Source organism: Rhizobium sp. CF122, assembly GCF_000282035.1.
Taxonomy (GTDB): domain Bacteria; phylum Pseudomonadota; class Alphaproteobacteria; order Rhizobiales; family Rhizobiaceae; genus Rhizobium.
Map to the genome: position 1 here is coordinate 157,775 of NZ_AKKA01000072.1, position 16,436 is coordinate 174,210.

Genomic DNA, 16,436 nt, shown 5'->3' on the forward strand with positions numbered 1-16,436 from the left:
AGGAATTAGACCGCCTCTTGCAACGAGGCGGTCGGTTGGCGGCTCCGGCTATCGGCAGCGCGCCTCATAGGTGCGGCCATATCGGTCACGATAAACACAATAGCCACGACGTTCGGTTGAGCGTCCAATCAGAGCGCCTGCAACACCGCCCGCCACGGCGCCAATGGCTGCGCCTCCCCAGCTGTTGCTGACGGCGCCGCCGATGATGGCGCCGGTACCGGCACCGATTGCGGTTCCCTTTTCGGTGGCTGTGCATGACGCCAATGCACCCATAAATGCGCCAACTAGAATAATTTTTCTCATCCGCTACTCCTGCGATTGTATTATTGGTTTGCCGGGTAGGAACTAAGTCCGCTGCCCCAAGGTTCCATCGGACTTAGGTCCGACGTGGCCCTCCCTCCGGCGGCCGCTTCGTCACCTTGGCTTCACACGGGACCGCGCAAAGACAACCATTTGTTGTTAAATGCGCTCGTCAGCGCCCGAATACTTCTGTTCACAACGCGTCCTCGACGGCTATACCGGGGCGACGCAAAAACATTGAATGGACCTGCCATGACCGAAACCGTCCTCGATCGCTTTCTTCGCTATGTCGTCATCGATACCCAGTCGGATTCGGCATCATCGACACAGCCGTCGACCATGAAACAGAAGGACCTGGGGCGTTTGCTGGTCGACGAATTGTTGGCAATCGGCCTATCCGATGCTCATCTCGACGAGCATGGCTACGTTTATGCGACCGTTCCCTCGAATGTCGATAAAGCGGTTCCGGTCATATGCTTCTGCTCGCACATGGACACCGCTCCCGACTTCACCGGGACGAACGTGAAGCCGCAGATCGTGCACAACTATCAGGGTGGCGACATTCAGCTTTCCGGTGACAGGAAGCAGGTCATTCGGGTCAGTGACAATCCAGCTCTCAATGACCAGATTGGCAACGACATCGTGACTACCGACGGAACGACGCTGCTCGGCGCTGACGACAAGGCAGGCATTGCCGAGATCATGACGGCAGCGCAAATCCTCGTGGACGATCCCGACATCAGGCACGGAACCATCAAGCTGCTTTTCACGCCGGACGAGGAGATCGGCCGTGGCGTCGACAAGGTCGATCTGGCGAAGCTTGGCGCGCAGTTTGCCTATACGATGGACGGCGAAACCGCCGGGCACATCGAAGACGAGACATTTTCGGCCGATGGCGTCGAGATCACCATTGAGGGCGTCGCCATCCATCCGGGCTTTGCGAAGGGTAAGATGGAGAATGCGATCAAGATCGCAGGCGCCATCATCGACCGGTTGCCGAGGAATGCCGCACCAGAGACGACCGAAGGACGAGAAGGCTTCATTCATCCGACCGGCGTCACCGGCTCGATGGAAAGGGCGGCTGTCAGCCTCATTGTCCGCGACTTTGAGGAAGCCGGTCTCATCGACAAGGAGAAACATCTCGAAGCACTGGTGCGCGAGATCATGACTGACTATCCCGGTTCTTCCTATACCTTTCTCGTCAAGCAGACGTACCGCAATATGAAGGTCATGCTCGATCGCCACCCTCAGATTGTCGAGAACGCTGTGGAAGCTATTCGGCGAGCCGGCATGTCGCCAGTCCGGGGCAGTATCCGAGGCGGAACCGACGGTTCCCGTCTATCCTTCATGGGATTGCCATGCCCGAACATCTTTGCTGGCGGCCATGCCTTTCACTCGCCGCGCGAATGGATCAGCAGGCAGGACATGGAGAAGGCCGTAGCCACGCTCGTCGAACTCGCGAAGGTATGGGAGGAGCGGGCGTAAGCGGCGCAGAAGACTGTACGCTTACAACCAGCGGGTCGCAATCTCACCCGTGCGGCAGTATCCCACTCAGGCGAAAGTCTCGCCCGGTTTCGACCGCCCCGTCGCAATGTCGCGTCCTTCCTGAGCCTGCGCCATCGCCTTGACCAAGGCGACAATCTTTTCGCGCAGTTGAGTATCGGTGATTTGCAGGAAAGCGCGGTTGAGGGCGAGGCCTTCCTTCGAATGCAGGAATTCGGCAACGGGGTCGGCCGCGACAGTCATTTCAGATCCGGCCAAGCTCCGTGGCTCGGAGTCGTCCTTTTGAAAGAAGAAGCTCGGAGACGTGCTCAGTACCTCGGCAATCCGTTGCAGTCGGCTGGCACCGATCCGGTTCAGACCTTTTTCGTATTTCTGCACCTGTTGGAATGTAACACCTATCTGATCGGCCAGTTTTTCCTGGCTAAGACCAAGCAGTTGTCTGCGCATCCTCACGCGAGAACCGACATAGGTATCGATGGCATTCGGCGTCTTTGCATTCATCGTCAATGTTTCCATGAGCCGGGCTGGTGTCGCGATCATCGCTCGACCTCCGGTATACAGCACTCTCATGAAATGTGTATTAGCCGTCGACCAAATTCAATTGTTAGTTCATACGACCTGCGTAATATCATCTGGCAGAAATCAGACACTCACCGCAACAAGGTAGAACAGCACTGCAACCAGACCTTAGGTCGACGGCGACCGTGCTGGATGCGCCGAAGCACTCGGTCAACGCTTGAAGCGAATTGGCCGGATTTCCCTGTGCACGATCTTCAGCGACCTGTCAGGTTGTATCATGTAGGTCTCATCGATCTGCCGGCCCCACTGATCAATGAAGTTGTGCGGGAAGGTCGACCCGGGCGGGGACTTCGTCAACTTGGTGCGCGGCTGGCCGCCATAGGTGACGCTGCCCGGGATCGGATCGAGACCCGGCGAAGAAAAGTCCTTCGTCGTGCACCCGACAAGTGCGAGGACACCAATCAACGCAAGGGCCTTCTTCATGGTACCCTCGACCGTTTTGTTTCATTCCTGAAGCATATATGCAATCAATCGGGCCGGAACAGATGCCGTCTGGCGCAAGAATTCAGCAGGTCCGCCGCAACGCTTGCCCAACGCCTATAACAGGCCCCGCTTTGCAAGATTTGCCATCAGCGCGGTGATACCGAAAGTCCAGGGAGAGCACTCGGTCGAGAGCCGCACGGTATTGACGAGCGAGCCGAGGCCCGCCGACGAAATTTCGACGACATCGCCCACCTTGTGGGTAAACCCCTGGTTTGGTGCGTCACGATCCTGTGTCGGGGCAAACAGCGTCCCCAAGAACAGCATGAAGCCATCGGGGTACTGATGGTGAGGCCCGCAGGTCTGCTTGACGAGGTCGCACGGATCTCGGCTGATCTTCGACATCGAACTCTTTCCGTGAAGGATGAATCCATCTGTCCCAGTAACCTTGAGATCGAGTTCCGCCCTGCGGACCTCATCGAGGCTATAGCTCTCATCAAAGAGGCGAATGAATGGACCGATCGAGCACGACGCATTGTTGTCCTTTGCCTTGCCGAGGAGCAGCGCCGAACGGCCTTCGACGTCACGCAGATTGACGTCGTTGCCAAGCGTTGCACCCTTGATCTCGCCGCGGCTGTTGACGGCAAGCACGATCTCGGGCTCCGGGTTGTTCCAGCTCGAGATCGGATGCAGGCCGACATCGGCGCCCCAGCCGACAGACGAGAGCACCGGTGACTTCGTGAACACCTCGGCGTCCGGTCCGATGCCAACCTCGAGATATTGAGACCACATGCCTTCCTCGATCAGCGCCTGCTTGACCTTCAAGGCTTCCGGCGAGCCTGCCTTCAGGTTGTTGAGGCTACCGCCGATCAGCGTACTGACGCGCTCGCGGATCGCGGCGGCGCGATCTGGATTTCCGGCCGCCTTCTCTTCGATCACGCGTTCGATCATCGACTGAGCGAATGTCACCCCACAGGCCTTGATCGCCTGGAGGTCGGCCGGAGCAAGCAGATGGACGCGAGACGGGTCAGGCGTTCCGATACCAACGGCGTCGACTTCCTTGAGCGCGCCGAGCACAGGACCGCGCGCAGCGCGCACGAAGGCAGCCGGGTCGACCTGCTCCAGCAGTGCGCTCAACGTCGGCACGGTCTTGGAGGTGATGTCGACCAGATGGCCATCCCGAACCACCACGACGCATGGACCTCGGACAGCAGGGTTCCAGGCACGACCGATAAACAAGCCGCCAGCGGCGACAGCGTCCAGAAGAGTGTAAGACATCGATGTGTTCCGTCACGCGAGCGATGGAGGCGCTCAAAATCAAAACGAACCAGCCGCCCTCCAACCCGACGGCGCGGGGAAATCGACCACAATAGATGCCCGTCGGCAAGGTCAAAACCAATCAATCTCGACCTCGTTTCGAAAATGAAAAAGGGCGCGGTGCCGGAGTTGGCAACGCGCCCATTGTGCATGATCAGCCGTGGCTCACGTAACGTGCACTACTGCACGCCGGCGGCTTAGTGGTTGTCGCGCGGGATACCCTTGGTCTGTGCGATGCGCTGGTACTTGACGGCGGGCTCGAGCACGGCGCCGGTTTCCATCTGACCGACATAGGTACGCTGGATTTCCTGCCAGGGCGTCTGGCTCTCCGGATAGACATAACCACCGGCTGCCTCGAGCGCCTTGCGCCGTTCGGCAAGCTCCTCGTTGCTGATGAGGATGTCGGCCGTCCCCTTCTTGAGGTCGATGCGAACCTGGTCGCCGGTCTTCAGCAGCGCGAGCCCACCGCCAGCTGCCGCTTCCGGCGAAGCGTTGAGGATGGAGGGGGAGCCAGAGGTGCCGGACTGACGACCGTCACCGATGCAGGGCAGCGCGGTGATGCCCTGCTTCAAGAGGTAGTCGGGGGCGCGCATGTTGACGACCTCGGCTGCACCCGGATAGCCGATCGGGCCGGCTCCGCGCATGAAGAGGATCGTCGAGGCGTCAATCGCCAGCGACGGGTCGTCGATGCGGTGATGGTAATCTTCCGGTCCGTCGAAGACGACCGCGCGGCCAACGAAGGCTTCTGGATCGTTCGGGTTGGAGAGGTAACGCTGACGGAATTCAGGCGAGATCACGCTCGTCTTCATGATTGCGGACGAGAAGAGATTGCCGCGCAGGACGCGGAAGCCGGCACGCTCCTTCAGCGGTCGCTCGAACGGGCGAATGACCTTGTCGTCTTCGATCGTCGCCGTTGTGTAGTTCTCGCCGACAGTCTTGCCGTTGACGGTCATCGCACTTGTATTGAGGAGATCATGCTTGATCAGTTCGCCCATCACGGCAGGAACGCCACCGGCATGGTAGTAGTCCTCGCCGAGATATTCGCCGGCCGGCTGCAAGTTGACGAGGAGCGGAATTTCCTCGCCGTAGGTCTGCCAGTCGTCGACCGTCAGTTCAACGCCGACATGGCGTGCCAGAGCGTTCAGGTGGATCGGCGCGTTGGTGGAACCACCGATTGCGGAGTTGACCTTGATCGCGTTGATGAAGGCTTCCTTGGTCAGGATGTCGGACGGCTTCAGGTCTTCGCGCACCATCTCGACGATGCGAAGGCCGGTTTCATAGGAAACTTCCTGACGGTCGCGGTAGGGGGCCGGAATTGCCGCGCCACCCGGCAGTTGCATGCCCAGCGCTTCGGCAAGCGAGTTCATTGTCGTCGCCGTGCCCATCGTGTTGCAGTAGCCGGTCGAGGGTGCGGAGGATGCGACGAGCTTGACGAAGCCCTGATAGTCGATTTCGCCGCGCGCCATCATTTCGCGGGCCTTCCAGACAATTGTGCCGGAGCCCGTACGCTCGCCGCGGAACCAGCCGTTCAGCATAGGACCGACCGAGAGCGCGATCGCCGGAATGTTGACGGTGGCCGCGGCCATGAGACAGGCCGGCGTCGTCTTGTCGCAACCGATCGTCAGGACTACGCCGTCGAGCGGATAGCCGTAGAGAACCTCGACAAGGCCGAGATAGGAGAGGTTGCGGTCGAGACCGGCGGTCGGGCGCTTGCCGGTTTCCTGGATCGGATGCACCGGGAATTCAATGGCGATACCGCCAGCGTCACGAATGCCTTCGCGAACGCGCTTGGCAAGCTCGATATGGTGACGATTGCACGGCGACAGGTCCGAGCCAGTCTGTGCGATACCGATGATCGGCCTTCCCGACTGCAGCTCTTCCTGGCTCAGACCGAAGTTCATGTAACGCTCCAGGTAGAGCGCGGTCATGTCGGGGTTTGCCAGATTGTCGAACCAGGCCTTGGAGCGAAGCTGGCGCGATCCGTCCTGCTCTTGAACTGCGTTCTGATTCGGGGAGGGATTTTTCTCAACCACGATGAATTTCCTTGCTTTGAAGCCGCTGTTGTCATGCACTTAGCTGATCGATACAGGAATGTATAATCAGTCTTTCGCATTTTGATATGCAAATATCTTATATCGAGTGAGGCAATCGTGGGATTAGATGGTTTCAGACTGCGGCACCTGAAGATGCTCGTGGCGCTCAGCGAGCACGGCAAGCTCGGCGTCGTTGCCGAAATGTTTGGCATCTCGCAACCGGCCCTGTCGAGAACCCTCAATGAGCTGGAGCAAATGTCTGGGCACCAGCTCTTCGAACGACACAATCGTGGCCTCGTCCCCACCCCTCAGGGCGAAGTGATCGTTCGCCACGCCAAAATGCTGATCTCCGAAGCACAACGCGCAGAATATGAAATGGTTGTCGCAGCTGCCGGGCAGGGCGGCAGCGTGGCATTCGGCACGATCATGACGCCGGCAGCCGATTACGTTGCCCCTGCGCTGAAACGGATCTTCGAAACCCACCCGACGATCGACATCAGCATCTCCGTTGGCAGCAGCGACGTGCTTCTCGAGGATGTGCTGAACAGAAGGCTCGACTTTGCCGTCTGCCGCATTCCAAGTGGCATGAACCCACTCTGGTTCGACTATCTGCCGGTCGGCCAGGAGACGCTGCGTGTCATCGTGGCCGTGGATCACCCGCTCTCGGCCAAGCCTGTCGTCACCGAGGACGATCTCAGGCACCTGAGCTGGGTGCTCCAGCCGCATGGCTCGTTCCTTCGACAGGTCATCGATGATTTCATCCGTCGTCACGGCATCGTGCCAGCAAGCGTCGTTTCGACTTCCGATGCGCTTTTGACCATGTTGCTGATATTGCAGAGCCAGCGGCTCGGCATCTTTGCCGAGCCCGTGGCAGCCCTGCTCGAGCGGCATGGTCTCGTTAAGGCGCTGCAGATAGAGGGCGATATCTCCGTCCCAGGTTTTGGCCTCGTCAAACTCAAGGAACGCGAACTGTCTGCCTCCGCCGAGCTTGTCTACAATGTGTTTGCCACAACGCGAAACCCTTAATGCGGCGCCGCCTCCAACAGCCTAAGGCGCATACTGCGTGACCATGCGCGCATCGCGGCGGAAATCGGAAGGTGACATGCCCGCAATATGGCGAAACGACTTGTTGAAGGCGCTGATCGAGCCGAATCCGCTGTCCATTGCGACCTGCAACACGTTTGCCTCGTCGTTCATCAACATCGCTTGCGCGCGCGACAGGCGCAGCAGATTGACATATTTGCTGAGCGTCATGCCGGTCGTCTTCTTGAACAGGTTCATCGCATATTTCGGGTGAAGGTCGGCCGCACGAGCGATATCGACCGAATCAATTTCCTGTAGGAAGTTGACGGCGATGAAGTCGCACATGCGCGCCACACTGCGCGAGGATTGCGGATAGCACTGCTCGATATCGTCAGCATCGGTCGGCCCGAGTGTCGGAATCATGGAATAGGGCTCCAGTGCGATTCGCTCCACCCGCAACATCATCTCGTCGACGGCGTGCTGCGCCTTGGCAGGGTCGCCTGACTTGGCGTAGCGCACCCAGCGTGGAAAGTTTTCCCGGTCGGCGGCGTCGGTTGCCGAGGTGAACAGGATCTCGCCCTTCATCAGGCGGCTGGAAATGTTGATCGGCAGGCGCATGCGGAAGAAGTAGACGAGCGGAAGATGCCCGCCGGCATAGATCGCGTCCTCGGAGCAATCGTCCATCTGGTGCGGCTGCCCGCCCCAGAACAGGCACATGTCGCCCGCCCGCATGGTGATTTCGCAACCATTCACGCGATAGTGGACGCTCCCCTGCATGATGTAGTTCACTTCAACCTGTACATGCCAATGCGGCATCAACATGACTGGCGGGTGGTTGTGAAACATCTGAAGGGCCGTCGGCAACCCTTCGATACTGCTTGCTCCCGGCTGATAGACAGCCCGCCTTACGATCTTACTTTCCGCCAAATCCATGTTCCCTTTTTAGGAGACAGCGGCTCCCTTCCAGATAGTCTAGCCGCGTTCACTAAGGGACGGCAATTGAAAAGGGAGGATTTTCAATGCGCTTCAAACTTATCGGTGCGACCGCTGTTGTCGCGCTGCTTGCTTCCGGTTCTGCGTTCGCGCAGCAGTCGGGCAATCTCACCATCTGGAGCTGGAATATCGCCGCATCGGCGCTGAAGTCCACGCTCGAGGGCTTCAACAAGCAGCATCCGGACATCAAGGTCACGGTCGAGGACCTCGGCAACCAGCAGGTGTTCGACAAGATGCTGGCTGCCTGCGCTGCCGGCGGCGAAGGACTGCCGGACATCGTCAGCGTCGAGAATTTCGAAGCGGAAATCTTCTGGAGCCGCTTTCCCGACTGCTTCGCCAACCTGAAAGAGCTGGGCTACACCCCAGAAATTCAGGCAAAGTTCCCAGACTTCAAGCGCACCGAGCTAGAAGTCGGGGATGTTGCCTACGCCATGCCCTGGGATTCGGGCCCGGTCGCTGTCTTTTATCGCCGCGACTTCTATGAAAAGGCAGGCGTTGATCCGTCGACCATCAAGACCTGGGACGATTTCATTGCAGCCGGCAAGAAGATCTCCGCAGCCAATCCGGGCGTCGTCATGGCGCAAGCTGACTTCAACGGCGACAGCGAATGGTTCCGCATGATTTCCAACGAGCAGGGCTGCGGCTACTTCTCGACGGATGGCCAGACGATTACCATCAATCAGCCGGCCTGCGTTGCGACGCTCGAAAAGGTCAAGCAGATGAAGGACGCCGGCACGCTGACGGCAGCCATCTGGGATGAGAAGATCCAGGCCAATACGGCAGGAAAGGCGGCCAGCCAGATGTATGGCGGCTGGTACGAAGGCACGATCAGGTCCGGCTCCCCCGATCTTTCCGGCAAGTGGGGCGTCTACACGATGCCAAGCCTGACGGCCGATGGCCCGCATGCGGCAAACCTTGGTGGTTCGTCGCTCGCAATCGCTGCCAACTCGCAGAACAAGGAAGCCGCCTGGACCTACATCAACTACGCTCTTGGCACCAATGAGGGCCAGGTGACGATGCTGAAGTCCTTCGGTCTCGTTCCGTCGCTTTTGACCGCCGTTCAGGACCCGTTCGTCAACGAGCCGCAACCTTTCTGGGGCGGGCAGAAGGTCTGGGTCGATATCCTGTCGACCCTCCCGAAGATCGTTCCGAGCCGCGGCACGGCTTTCCAGACGGACGCCGACTCGATCTACAGGGCAGCGCAGACGAAGTACTTCGCCGGCGGCTACCCCGACGCGAAGGCCGCGCTCGATGACGCCGCAAACCAGATCGCCACGGCGACAGGTCTTCCCATTGCGAAATGAGTAACGGTGCCGGGCGTGGCAACGCGCCCGGCCTCCATCCTGAGGGGTGGCTCGTCTCGTCTGTGAGGAGAATACAATGCCGATCCGCAACCGAAACGCTTACGCCTTTCTTGCGCCCTACCTCTTGATCTTTGCCACCTTCTGGATCTGGCCGATCATCAGTTCGTTTCTGACCTCGTTTCAGAATACCCGCGTCAATCCATGGAAATTCAGTCTTTCCATTAACTGGGGTCGTCTCATCGGCGATCCGGCCTTTTATAACGCGCTCTACAACACGCTGATCATCCTGGTCATCCAGGTCCCGGTCATGATCATGCTCGCCACCGTAATGGCGGTGCTGTTGAACTCGCCGCTTTTAAAGGCGCGGCCGCTGTTCCGCTTCGCCTTTTTCGCGCCCGTCGTCGTTGGCGAGGTGGCCTATTCTGCGGTCTTCCGCCTGATGTTCAGTTTCGATTTCGGGATCGTCAACAAGATCATCACCTTGGTCGGTCTTCCAGCCGTTTCCTGGTTCGACAATGCCAACGCTGCCATGACCCTGATCATCATTGCGGTGACCTGGCGCTGGGCGGGATATAACGCGATCATCATTCTCGCCGGCCTGCAATCCATTCCTGACGACGTCTACGAGGCGGCAACGCTCGATCGCGTCAGCAAGACACAGCAGTTCTTCCACATCACGCTGCCGCTCTTGAAGCCGATCATCCTGTTTTGCGTCATCCTGTCGGTCATCGGCACCATGCAGCTCTTTACCGAACCATTCCTCATCACCAATCGCGGCGGTCCGGGAGGTGGAACGGAAACGCTTGGCCTTCTCCTTTATCGCGAGGGCTTCCGCTCGCTCAATTTCGGCTATGCCTCGGCTGTCGCCTACACGATGGCGGCGCTGGCGGTCGCGATCTCACTCTTCAACCTCTGGATCGGAAGGGAGCCCAAATGAGATCGAAGTCTCAATCGCTGCTGCTCCGGCAGATCGCCCTCCACGCCGTCCTGACGCCGCTGGCCATAATCTGGCTGTTTCCGCTCTGGATGATGTTCGTCTTCTCGACGATGTCGGACTTCGGCATATTCAGCCCCGAGATCGTGCTCTGGCCGTCGACCAACTTCGTCGAGAATTTCAAGAACCTGCAGGCCGATACCGACTTCATACGCGCCATGTTCATCTCCATCGGCGTTGCGGTGATCTACACGTTCCTGTCGGTGCTTCTGACCTCGATGGCCGGCTGGGCGCTGGCCCGCTATCGCTTCGTCGGGCGGTCGATCGTCATTGGCATCATTCTCGGGACGATCACGCTGCCCTTTGCCGTCGTTGTCATTCCGCAGTTCATCATGGTGGCCCGCGAATTCAGGCTGGCTAATACCTGGATTGCGCTGATTGTCCCACCGCTCTTCAACTCGCTCGGAGTGCTGTTCATGCGTCAGGCCTTCTCGATGATGCCTGGGGAACTCTTCGATGCCGCGCGTGTCGAAGGCGTCAAGGAATGGCAGATCTTCCTTCGGATCGCACTGCCCCTCGCAAGGCCGACGATGGCGGCGCTTGCCATCATCCTCTTCCTGCACTCCTGGAACAATTACCTCTGGCCGCTGCTCATCAACTCCAAGCCGGGGATGATGACGGCACCGGTGGCGCTTGGCACGCTGATTGGTCTGACCAAGGTATCGTGGGGAGGGATCATGGCGGGAGCAATAATGCTGACGGCGCCGATCCTTGTCGTCTTCGTGCTCCTGCAGCGCCACTTCATCGCCGGCATCGCGGCCGGCGCAGTCAAATAATCGGAAAACGCCTGATGTCTGAACTTTCGTTGAAAAATGTCGTCAAGCGCTTCGGCGCGCTGGCAATCATCCATGGCGCCAATCTTGAGGTAAAGGACGGCGAGTTTGTCGTCTTCGTCGGCCCCTCCGGTTGCGGCAAGTCGACACTGCTTCGCATGATCGCCGGTCTTGAGGACATCTCGGGCGGCGAGATCAACATTGGCGGCACGGTCGTCAACGATGTCGAGCCGGCCGATCGCGGCATCGCCATGGTCTTCCAGTCCTACGCTCTCTACCCGCACATGACGGTCGAGGAGAACCTGAGCTTCGGTCTGCGCATGAACGGCAACCCGAAACAGGACACGGAAAAGCGCGTCAAGCATGCAGCCAACATTCTGCAGATCAATGAGCTGATGCATCGCCGCCCGAAGCAACTATCAGGCGGCCAGCGCCAGCGCGTTGCGATTGGCCGCGCCATCGTGCGCGAACCACAGGTTTTCCTCTTCGACGAGCCGTTGTCGAACCTCGATGCGGAATTGCGCGTGCAGATGCGTGTCGAGATCTCCCGCCTTCACAAGCAGCTTGGCACGACAATGATCTATGTCACGCATGACCAAACGGAGGCGATGACGCTCGCCGACAAGATCGTCGTCCTCCGTGCAGGCAATATCGAGCAGGTCGGTGCGCCGCTCGACCTCTACGATGATCCCGCCAACCAGTTCGTCGCCGGCTTCGTCGGTTCGCCGAAGATGAACTTCCTCGAAGCAGAGATCATCGAAAAGGACGGTGCAACCGCGACGATTGCGCTTGCGGGTGACAGGAATGTCCGCCTGAACATGCCCGTGAGCAGCTCGGTCATGCCCGGCACACAGGTGACGCTCGGCATCCGGCCGGAGCATTTTGTCGACGCCGGGCAGGGTGAGGCAGATCTCACCGTGACGATCGACGTCGCCGAGCATCTTGGCAACACAAGCTACATCTATGCGACCACGGCAGGCGGCGAGCCGCTCATTATCGAGCGCCCGGAATCGCGCGCTGCCGGCAATCGCGACACACTGACCGTCGGCCTGAGCGCCCATCGCATCTTTCTGTTCGATGGCGACGGCAACCGCCTGCGCTGACTGTAAACCTCATCCCAAGATTTATGCAATGAAGAGGAATTCCCTATGAGCACAGACCAACCGATCCGTTGGGGCATTATCGGCCCGGGCACGATCGCCCGCACCTTTGCGGACGGCATCGCGCATTCGCGCACAGGAAAACTCGTCGCCATTGCCACCCGCAACCCGCAAAAGCCCGGACTCGGCGAGAACTTCCCCGGCGCCCGCATCGTCAATGGGTATGATGCGCTGCTGGCGGACGCAGAAATCGACGCGATCTATATCGCAACCCCACATACCGGTCATGCCGAATGGGCAATCAAGGCTATCCGCGCCGGCAAGCACGTTCTTGTCGAAAAGCCGATTGCACTTTCCGCGTTCGACGCCGATGCGATCTATCACGAAGCCAAGAAGGCCGGCGTCTTTGCAGGCGAGGCCTTCATGTATCGCGTTCACCCGCAAACGGCCAAGATCGTCGAACTGATCAAAGGCGGTGTCATCGGCAGCGTGCGCATCATCCGCTCGAGCTTCGGTTTCAACATGGGCTCGTTCAAGCCCGAGCATCGGCTTTTTGCCAACGAGACGGCCGGCGGCGGTATCCTCGATGTCGGAGGCTATCCGGTCTCCATGGCACGGTTGATCGCAGGAACTGTCGAAGGCAAGCCGTTCCTCGAGCCGGAAAGGGTCTCAGGCGTCGGTCACCTCGGTCAATCGGGGGTGGATGAGTGGGCGTCCGCCGTTTTGAAATTTCAAAACGGCGTCATCGCCGAAGTGTCCTGCTCGATCATGGCGCAGCAAGACAATACGCTGCGCATCATCGGTTCGGAAGGGCGCATCGAGGTCAAGGATTTCTGGTTTGCCTCCGGCCACAAGGGCGGCACTGGCAGGATCGAGATCTTCAAGGGCAACGAGCAGCAGACGATCGAGGTCAAGGAAGACCGCTGGCTCTATTCCTTTGAGGTCGATGCAGCCGGCGATGCGATCCGCGCCGACGAAAAGGAATTCCGCGCACCCGGCATGAGCTGGGCCGACTCGGTCGGAAACCTGCGTGTTCTTGATCAATGGCGTGCCTCGATTGGTCTGGAATACGGCGTCGAGAAGGCAGACAAGCGAACCGCGAACATCGCAGGTGGTGCGGTTCGGCGCGGAAACAGCATCCCGCAGCGCCAGATTCCCGGCATTTCGAAGCCGGCTTCGGTCGTCACGCTCGGCTTCGAATTCTTCCCGAACTTTGCTGCGGCGTCTCTGACCCTCGACGCATTCTACGAGGCGGGCGGCAATGTCTTCGACACGGCCTTCGTCTATGGTGGGGGCAAGACCGAGAGCATCTTTGGCGACTGGCAAACCAGCCGTAAGGTGCCGCGCGAGGAGATCGTACTGATCGGCAAGGGCGTCCATTCCCCGCTCTGCTATCCCGATGTCATCGCCAAGCAGCTCGACCAGTCGCTGAACCGTCTGAAGACCGACTATGTCGATATCTACTTCATGCATCGAGACAATACCGATATTCCGGTTGGCGAGTTCGTCGATGCCATGGACGCAGAGGTCAAGCGCGGTCGAATTCGTGGCATCTTCGGCGGATCGAACTGGACGCGCGAGCGCGTGGACGAAGCCGCAGCCTACGCCGCCAAGAATGGCAAGATGGCGCCGGCTGCCCTTTCCAACAACTTCTCGCTTGCCGAGATGCTCGATCCGATCTGGGCTGGATGCGTGGCGGCTTCCGATGACGACTGGAAGAAATGGCTGAATGCCAAGCAGATCCCGAACTTTGCATGGTCGAGCCAGGGACGCGGCTTCTTTACGGAGCGCGCCGGACGCGACAAGCGCGACGATGAGGAAATTGTCCGTTGCTGGTATTCGGATCGCAATTTCGAGCGCCGGGACCGGGCAATCGAGCTCGCAAACAAGCTCGGACGCAGCCCGATCCACATCGCGCTCGCCTATGTAATCGCCCAGCCGTTCCCGGTCATTCCGCTGATCGGACCGCGCACCATCGCCGAGTTGGAAGACAGCCTCTCGGCGCTCGACATCAAGCTGACACCGGAACAGGTGAAGTGGCTGGAAGCGTGACGCGATAGCAACGATCGCCCGGGGCTGGGGGCGCCAGTCCCGGGCGTGTGGCTTCACTTCCCTCCTGCACAAAGGACCACTGGACGCTGGAGCAGGACACCTTCGGGGCGTATAGTTGAGAGCTTTAGGTCGGACCAGCGGCCTCACCCTGACTGTCAATAGGGGAGCGAAAACGATGAAACGGCTGGTATTGACCACGGCGTCGATGACGCTCGTGGCCTTCAGTGTTTTGGCTCAAGAGCCTGTCGTCGGCACCTGGAAGACTCAAGTCGGCACCACTGCGGCCATCGATGAATGCGCGCAGGGCTACTGCATCACGATGAAGACGGGCAACAATGCGGGCAAGCGCATCGGCTCGTTCCAGGGCAGTAACGGTAACTTCACCGGAACCATCGTTGAGCCGGAGAGCAAAAAGACTTTCACGGGAGTGCTCACACTCAGTGGCGACACGGTGCACATGCGCGGCTGCACGATGAAGGTGATCTGCGTCTCGCTGATCTGGACGCGGTTGTAACAGGCGAGTGGAACTATGCCGGCTGCTTTGTGCGCTGCTAGTTCCGGCGCTTCAGCCCGTCGATAACCTGTCGGTATTCCTCGGCGATGGAGATTGCCGCTTTTGCGACCACCGGACTGATCGATTTGCGGTCAATGGCGTCCGAGCAGGCTTCGAATACACCGCGCAGCTCGCGTTCGATCCACGACAGCTCCGGGTATTGCTCCACCAATACCTGCGGAAGAAATTTTGCCTTTGCTTTCATTGACTTGGAGCTAACGATGATGCTGGGATCTGCAGCCGTGACATCGAGAATGGCTGCTTCGAGTTGTCCAGTGGCGCTGACGATATCGGTAACCAAGGCCGTCATTTTTCCCTCCTAACAAAGGAACCCCTGAAAAATGCCATGCATTCCTCGTGCCAAACTGGTGACCGGAAGGTTTTGCGACTGCTAACGTTAGTCTGGTGGCAGAAGGTTGCCATTGGCAGCCATCGATGACGAAGTATTGATGGCACACGCTGTTTTCCCAGTCTCACCGGGACCTAGTTTCTGTCCAGTTGGTGGCAAACTATGTCGTGAGGATGAAATGAAAACGCTTCGCAAGATGATGTGCCTCGGGATGGTCGTTGCAATCGCGGGCGTCGCAACAGCGTGTTCGACAAGCTCAGACGCTCCTCGAACAACGGGGTCGGTTGGGTATGGCGCTCACAACGCAGACGTTGCATTGCGGCCAGCGTGCAGCGGTGGATTTGGTAATGATCGTCCCTGTAGCTACTAAGCGTTGGGCGCGGTGCTTCGCCCAGGCTTGTTCGACTGCAAGCCGTCGAGAACCTCGAGTATTTGAAGCCCTACCGCAACGCCACGACAACACACGTCGTCGACGATGGCTCACTTCAGCCCGGGGGAGAAAAATTGTTGTGGGGAAAGTTTCAATGGAAATGTCGGGCGAAATGAAAAACTGACCCCCCCTAACGAAGCGAAGAACTGCCCCCTCGTATCAAGACGAGGAGTGATAGATGACGATCGAGATTTCAGGGCATCCTGCATTGTCGCGAACGATGCAGGGCGGGGATATGCTTCAGGCTGATGAGGTGGTGGCGATGTTGCGGCTGCACGAGCTTGGTTGGGGTGCCAAACGTTTATCCAAGAAATTTGGATGGGCGCGGAATACGGTTCGCCGATATCTTCGAGAGGGCGGATCTGCACCATTAAGCAGCTTGCGGGCGAGCGCGACAACCGTCGTCTTCTTGAGACGGCCACCATTCTTCTTAACTCGATCTCTAAACCACAAGGTGAGCGCCGCGTGCGGTTGATGACGCACCCAAAACCAAGCCGTCTGGATCAACGTCGTTCGGAGCCTCGGATTGCCGGACTTCGAAACCCCTTGGTCGTGATGGAAGTCAGGGAGATACACAATCTGATGCACCGCTCACTAGATAGGTGCTGTTGTTTCCTCAGAAAGTCATCGCCTGGCGCGACCTGCACCTAGCTGTGTACGACAACGAACGTCTGGTGTTCTAATTTGCCACCGAGACGCGACTGATGCGGCAC

At 58.9% G+C, this 16,436-nt stretch carries 16 protein-coding genes and 2 pseudogenes; 10 read left to right on the forward strand and 8 right to left on the reverse strand.

What is annotated here, in order from left to right:
- Nucleotides 1-48: 48 nt before the first annotated feature.
- Nucleotides 49-303, reverse strand: coding sequence for a YMGG-like glycine zipper-containing protein (locus PMI09_RS15870; protein WP_007796039.1), 255 nt, complete (start codon nucleotides 301-303; stop codon nucleotides 49-51).
- 249 nt (nucleotides 304-552) lie between these two features.
- Between PMI09_RS15870 and pepT the strand changes: the two genes are divergently transcribed.
- Nucleotides 553-1,785 (forward strand): peptidase T, encoded by a 1,233-nt coding sequence (gene pepT, locus PMI09_RS15875; RefSeq protein ID WP_007796041.1) that lies wholly within the window; start codon nucleotides 553-555, stop codon nucleotides 1,783-1,785.
- A gap of 66 nt (nucleotides 1,786-1,851) precedes the next feature.
- On the opposite strand, the gene PMI09_RS15880 is transcribed toward pepT, so the two are convergent.
- The 4 genes from PMI09_RS15880 to PMI09_RS15895 form a co-directional block, all read right to left on the reverse strand.
- Complete coding sequence (locus PMI09_RS15880) at nucleotides 1,852-2,304, reverse strand: helix-turn-helix domain-containing protein (RefSeq protein WP_037083281.1); 453 nt, start codon at nucleotides 2,302-2,304, stop codon at nucleotides 1,852-1,854.
- 228 nt (nucleotides 2,305-2,532) lie between these two features.
- Nucleotides 2,533-2,805: a hypothetical protein gene (locus tag PMI09_RS15885; RefSeq protein WP_007796046.1), complete on the reverse strand. Its 273-nt coding sequence runs from the start codon at nucleotides 2,803-2,805 to the stop codon at nucleotides 2,533-2,535.
- A 114-nt stretch (nucleotides 2,806-2,919) separates the two neighbouring features.
- A complete protein-coding gene (locus PMI09_RS15890; RefSeq protein ID WP_007796049.1) occupies nucleotides 2,920-4,080 on the reverse strand; it encodes a fumarylacetoacetate hydrolase family protein in 1,161 nt (386 codons plus the stop codon).
- A 236-nt stretch (nucleotides 4,081-4,316) separates the two neighbouring features.
- Nucleotides 4,317-6,152: an IlvD/Edd family dehydratase gene (locus PMI09_RS15895; RefSeq protein ID WP_007796052.1), complete on the reverse strand. Its 1,836-nt coding sequence runs from the start codon at nucleotides 6,150-6,152 to the stop codon at nucleotides 4,317-4,319.
- A gap of 117 nt (nucleotides 6,153-6,269) precedes the next feature.
- On the opposite strand from PMI09_RS15895, the gene PMI09_RS15900 reads away from it, so the two are divergent.
- Nucleotides 6,270-7,178, forward strand: coding sequence for a LysR family transcriptional regulator (locus PMI09_RS15900; protein ID WP_007796055.1), 909 nt, complete (start codon nucleotides 6,270-6,272; stop codon nucleotides 7,176-7,178).
- Nucleotides 7,179-7,199: 21 nt separating this feature from the next.
- Here the strand turns inward: PMI09_RS15900 and PMI09_RS15905 are convergent, their stop codons facing one another.
- Entirely contained in the window at nucleotides 7,200-8,108 is a 909-nt protein-coding gene (locus tag PMI09_RS15905) for a helix-turn-helix domain-containing protein (protein WP_007796058.1), read from the reverse strand.
- An 86-nt stretch (nucleotides 8,109-8,194) separates the two neighbouring features.
- On the opposite strand from PMI09_RS15905, the gene PMI09_RS15910 reads away from it, so the two are divergent.
- The 6 genes from PMI09_RS15910 (at nucleotide 8,195) to PMI09_RS15935 (ending at nucleotide 14,905) form a co-directional block, all read left to right on the forward strand.
- On the forward strand, nucleotides 8,195-9,472 hold the full coding sequence (locus PMI09_RS15910; protein ID WP_007796060.1) for an ABC transporter substrate-binding protein: 1,278 nt from the start codon (nucleotides 8,195-8,197) through the stop codon (nucleotides 9,470-9,472).
- Between the two features lie 76 nt (nucleotides 9,473-9,548).
- Nucleotides 9,549-10,409 (forward strand): carbohydrate ABC transporter permease, encoded by an 861-nt coding sequence (locus tag PMI09_RS15915; RefSeq protein ID WP_007796063.1) that lies wholly within the window; start codon nucleotides 9,549-9,551, stop codon nucleotides 10,407-10,409.
- On the forward strand, nucleotides 10,406-11,242 hold the full coding sequence (locus tag PMI09_RS15920; protein ID WP_007796066.1) for a carbohydrate ABC transporter permease: 837 nt from the start codon (nucleotides 10,406-10,408) through the stop codon (nucleotides 11,240-11,242). Before PMI09_RS15915 ends, PMI09_RS15920 begins: the two co-directional genes overlap by 4 nt.
- 14 nt (nucleotides 11,243-11,256) lie before the next feature.
- Nucleotides 11,257-12,342, forward strand: coding sequence for an ABC transporter ATP-binding protein (locus PMI09_RS15925; RefSeq protein ID WP_007796070.1), 1,086 nt, complete (start codon nucleotides 11,257-11,259; stop codon nucleotides 12,340-12,342).
- A 45-nt stretch (nucleotides 12,343-12,387) separates the two neighbouring features.
- Nucleotides 12,388-14,391: an aldo/keto reductase gene (locus PMI09_RS15930; RefSeq protein ID WP_007796073.1), complete on the forward strand. Its 2,004-nt coding sequence runs from the start codon at nucleotides 12,388-12,390 to the stop codon at nucleotides 14,389-14,391.
- A gap of 175 nt (nucleotides 14,392-14,566) precedes the next feature.
- Nucleotides 14,567-14,905 (forward strand): DUF2147 domain-containing protein, encoded by a 339-nt coding sequence (locus PMI09_RS15935; RefSeq protein WP_007796076.1) that lies wholly within the window; start codon nucleotides 14,567-14,569, stop codon nucleotides 14,903-14,905.
- Between the two features lie 37 nt (nucleotides 14,906-14,942).
- Here the strand turns inward: PMI09_RS15935 and PMI09_RS15940 are convergent, their stop codons facing one another.
- The gene (locus PMI09_RS15940) at nucleotides 14,943-15,254 is read right to left on the reverse strand and encodes a hypothetical protein (RefSeq protein ID WP_007796079.1); all 312 of its coding nucleotides are present in this window, start codon (nucleotides 15,252-15,254) and stop codon (nucleotides 14,943-14,945) included.
- Nucleotides 15,255-15,471: 217 nt separating this feature from the next.
- On the opposite strand from PMI09_RS15940, the gene PMI09_RS32835 reads away from it, so the two are divergent.
- Together PMI09_RS32835 and PMI09_RS30465 are read left to right on the forward strand one after the other, a co-directional pair.
- Nucleotides 15,472-15,663, forward strand: coding sequence for a hypothetical protein (locus PMI09_RS32835; protein ID WP_081499084.1), 192 nt, complete (start codon nucleotides 15,472-15,474; stop codon nucleotides 15,661-15,663).
- Between the two features lie 238 nt (nucleotides 15,664-15,901).
- Nucleotides 15,902-16,093 (forward strand): annotated as a pseudogene (locus PMI09_RS30465) (IS21 family transposase); the annotation flags it as partial.
- 5 nt (nucleotides 16,094-16,098) lie between these two features.
- Here the strand turns inward: PMI09_RS30465 and PMI09_RS30470 are convergent.
- A pseudogene (locus tag PMI09_RS30470) lies at nucleotides 16,099-16,278 on the reverse strand (transposase); the annotation flags it as partial.
- Nucleotides 16,279-16,436: the final 158 nt, after the last annotated feature.